We start from the raw sequence: 3389 nt of genomic DNA on the forward strand, positions 1-3389 counted from the left end.
TGTAGAGTCGGCAGTAAAACAAATTGATAGAAGGTTGAAAATTTCAGGAGCGCAGTGGTTGATGAAAAATGTTAATCAAATGCTTAAGCTTCGGTGCGCCTACCTTAACGGATCAATATCCGTTTGATGCTCAAAAGCGCAAAACCGGGATGCTCCCTGAGTGATGAAGCTAAAAAGAGAAATCGGAAGTTAGCAAGACAACGAGTAGTTGGGGAACATGTTCATCGAAAACTGAGAATTTTTAAGATTTTAGCTGACCGTTATAGAAATCGCCGAAAAAGATTTGGTTTAAGGTTTAATCTGATAGCGGGACTTTACAATTACGAACTAAGGCTCGCATTGAATAAGATAAGTGATTCTTATGATTAGGGGAGAGTGATCGCATAATTTCAGTCCTCATCTTACCCCATCTGCGACTTTTGCAAGAGGTCTAATGTTGAGTTGGTCAACAATGAAAATCCACCCAGAAGCTGGGTCAGTATCGAGAGTTTGAGTGATATGATTTTTGAAGTCTTCTTCTGTACGAGTTGCACCAATAGTTGGGTTAAGCACCAGTCCTTTAGCTAGGTGCCAGTTAGCTAGCAGAGTTTGAGTACCGTGTCGGATGTACTCGAACTCGATACGCTCCACCCGTTTTGGTCGCATTGGTAAAGTTGGATGTAATCTTTCTAAAGCTTGAATTCCACTCATCTCATCCGTGCTAACCAAATGAATGCCTTGTGTCAATAATTCCCAGGCTTGTTTGTGGAGTTCACAGATATAGGTGACCTGTTGTCTAAATTCAACAGGGTCATCTGGATTGGCATTGAGCCAGTAACGGTGACGATGGGGTTGTAGAGTAGCTTCCTTTTAAAAAACGACCCACACTACGGGGCGAAATTTTTTCCACAATCCCTCGTTTTATGGCTTCAGCTGCTAACTCGGTTGGAGTCCAGTGACTCACTGGATATCCTCAGGCTTGAGGGCTTTCACTTTTCTAAGCGACAATTTGCACCACTTGTTCTGTGCTGAAGTAATTGCTTGTTCCCAGACGGGCGCGATCCCTCAACACACTGCTAATTAACGCCATCAAGTCTTGATCGCTGCTGTTTTGTGCTTCTACAGTTGCCAGTTGAGGAGTAGCCGCTAGCCATCGCTCTCTCCACAAGCGCACTTGACCCCTGTCTAATTTCAACTCTGTTGTTAGCTGGCTATTCGAGACTCCCGCAGCCGCCCACAAGATTAGCTGCGCTCGCCTAACGAGGCGATAAGGATTCGTTGTGCGACGTACAATCTGTTTGAGTAGAGCTTGCTGTCTATCAGAGAGGATAATTTTTTCGGATTGGGGGCTGGGCATGGGCTTAAAACAGCCAACTTCCTTGTAGGCTTCATTGATTTGGCTTATTGGCAGTTTACCTCAGTTATCACCCCGTTTTAGGCTGGTGGGTTACTTCTGCCGAGCTGGTCTAGTGATAATCGTGCCACCTAGTTTTGATTAAAAGCTTGACGAATTATCGCAGCAAATTCATCGCGAGCGAGTGTTTTATTTGGTCTATATGTTCCATTAAGGTATCCAGTAAGAATGTTTTTTTCAGCTAGCGCTTTAATAAAGGGACTCGCCCAGTGATCTTGAATGTCAGGAAAGCTAGTTGCTGATTCTGGAGCCGCAATTACTTTTTGTGAATCCGAAGTTACCAAGGGGAGAATTGTACCCACGGCTACTCCGAAGGTGAGCAAAGCTACACTTGCTGATGACCAACGAGAGAAGTTAGACATTTACAAATACCTCCAATATTTTTTTTCTATAAAATTAAGTCTACCTGTCGGATGATTTTAATTTTCCCCCTAACGATGGAAAATGTATGTCTATAGGCAGATTAGAAAAGTAGAAAAAAATCAACTAAATTGCTCATTTTTTTACTCTCTTAATAGCGAAGCTAATTTAAGTTTTCTCAGTTCTATCGGGTAGCTGGTTAAAAAACCACCTTAAGAGGGATGATGAAACAAGCATTCTATCAACTTAAAGATTTTTAGGTATTAAATGTATTAGGAATTAATAAAATTTTGATAGTAAATAACTGCTTAATCAGACATAGAAGTATTTTGAATTTCGACATCTGCTGTAAGTATTATGTATGCAAATTGATTAAGTAAGCCCGTAGTCGGATGAAGCGATCGCAGATAATTTTAAGCTAGGTAGTAAGTGAATAAAAAAAAGGAGAAAAATAAAATATGGTTCTTTACAAGCTCGAAGACTTTGATACAAACTATCAGGACACTTTTGGCGGTGATGACATCAAAGGGTTTGATGTTTATTCATCCATAGATGATGACAAGATTGGTAGTGTCAAAAACATCATGGTGGATGAAGAAGGGAATTTTCGATATCTGGTTGTAGATACAGGCTTCTGGGTTTTTGGCAAGAAAGTATTGCTACCAGTTGGCCGTTCTCGGATCGACTATGACGATCGCCGTGTCTATGCTGTAGGACTGACGAAAGAGCAAGCAGAGGCTTTACCTGAGTTCGGCGATGACCTGAAGGTTGATTACGATTATGAAGAGCAGGTGAGAGGAGTTTATCGCGGATCATCTGTAGAAACGTCTGTGGAAACAACGGCACCGATAAACACAACAACTCCTTTGGATGCTTCGGCTGCAATGGGCGCACCACCGATAGCTCCTATGCCCTATGCGGCTCCGACGACAGGCAATATCCCTGCTACGCCTACCACTGCTGCTTACGATCGCGACAGCTATAAGTATCAGCAAGATGCACATTTGTACAATATGAATGAGCAGGATCATCAAACTCTCAAACTGTACGAAGAGCGGCTGGTTGCAAATAAAAAGCGCGTTAAGACCGCAGAAGTAGCGGTTGGTAAGCACGTTGAAACCGAAACTGCAAGAGTTTCCGTACCCATTGAGAAAGAGCGAGTAGTTGTTGAGCGCATGACTCCAGCAGACGCTGGAAGAGTAGTTGCTCCTGGCGAGGCTACTTTCCGTCAAGGCGAAGTCGCACACATGGAAATTTACGAAGAGACTCCTGACATTCACAAGGAAGCCTTTGTGCGTGAGGAAGTCAGAATCCACAAAGAAGTCGAACACGACACTGTTACTGCTCAAGAACAGCTGCGCCGTGAAGAGTTAGATGTAGATTCCGGAAGTCTTCCGGTAGATGATACAAACGTCAGACGCGATCGCATCTAATCTTGTTTAGTTAGTCAGGGGTGGTAAACACCTCTCCACAACCCCTCTCCTAAAAAGAGAGGGGCTTTTAATTATCCACAAAATTACTAATTAACGTGAGTTCGGGTTAAGCAGGCAAGGCAGCATCGTTGATCAGGGAGGGCTTCTTGGGCTGGTGGCAGTACGCAATTAAGCCAGCTATCAAATTGACCGCAAAGTTGACA

Annotated in this window: 2 protein-coding genes and 5 pseudogenes; 3 read left to right on the forward strand and 4 right to left on the reverse strand. The window is 43.2% G+C overall.

Annotation, left to right across the window (positions count from 1 at the left end; all coding sequences use genetic code 11):
• Both H6F63_RS28905 and H6F63_RS28910 read left to right on the forward strand, forming a co-directional pair.
• Positions 1–127: pseudogene (locus H6F63_RS28905) on the forward strand (ISKra4 family transposase); the annotation flags it as partial.
• Between the two features lie 14 nt (positions 128–141).
• A pseudogene (locus H6F63_RS28910) lies at positions 142–369 on the forward strand (IS5/IS1182 family transposase); the annotation flags it as partial.
• Between the two features lie 66 nt (positions 370–435).
• Here H6F63_RS28910 and H6F63_RS28915 read toward each other — a convergent pair.
• The 3 genes and pseudogenes from H6F63_RS28915 to H6F63_RS28925 form a co-directional block, all read right to left on the reverse strand.
• Positions 436–690: pseudogene (locus H6F63_RS28915) on the reverse strand (transposase); the annotation flags it as partial.
• Positions 691–790: 100 nt separating this feature from the next.
• Positions 791–1336 (reverse strand): annotated as a pseudogene (locus tag H6F63_RS28920) (helix-turn-helix domain-containing protein).
• A 128-nt stretch (positions 1337–1464) separates the two neighbouring features.
• Positions 1465–1755: an S-layer homology domain-containing protein gene (locus H6F63_RS28925; RefSeq protein WP_190640691.1), complete on the reverse strand. Its 291-nt coding sequence runs from the start codon at positions 1753–1755 to the stop codon at positions 1465–1467.
• A gap of 456 nt (positions 1756–2211) precedes the next feature.
• On the opposite strand from H6F63_RS28925, the gene H6F63_RS28930 reads away from it, so the two are divergent.
• Complete coding sequence (locus H6F63_RS28930) at positions 2212–3186, forward strand: DUF2382 domain-containing protein (RefSeq protein ID WP_190640692.1); 975 nt, start codon at positions 2212–2214, stop codon at positions 3184–3186.
• Between the two features lie 106 nt (positions 3187–3292).
• Here the strand turns inward: H6F63_RS28930 and H6F63_RS31260 are convergent.
• Positions 3293–3389, reverse strand: a pseudogene (locus tag H6F63_RS31260) (IS982 family transposase); the annotation flags it as partial.

This window comes from Trichocoleus sp. FACHB-40 (assembly GCF_014695915.1).
Lineage (GTDB): Bacteria > Cyanobacteriota > Cyanobacteriia > Cyanobacteriales > FACHB-T130 > Funiculus > Funiculus sociatus.

Bases quoted from the DNA above. Each gene is read 5' to 3' on its own strand.
- H6F63_RS28925 (WP_190640691.1), bottom strand. From the start codon at position 1,755: ATGTCTAACTTCTCTCGTTGGTCATCAGCAAGTGTAGCTTTGCTCACC.
- H6F63_RS28930 (WP_190640692.1), top strand. From the start codon at position 2,212: ATGGTTCTTTACAAGCTCGAAGACTTTGATACAAACTATCAGGACACT.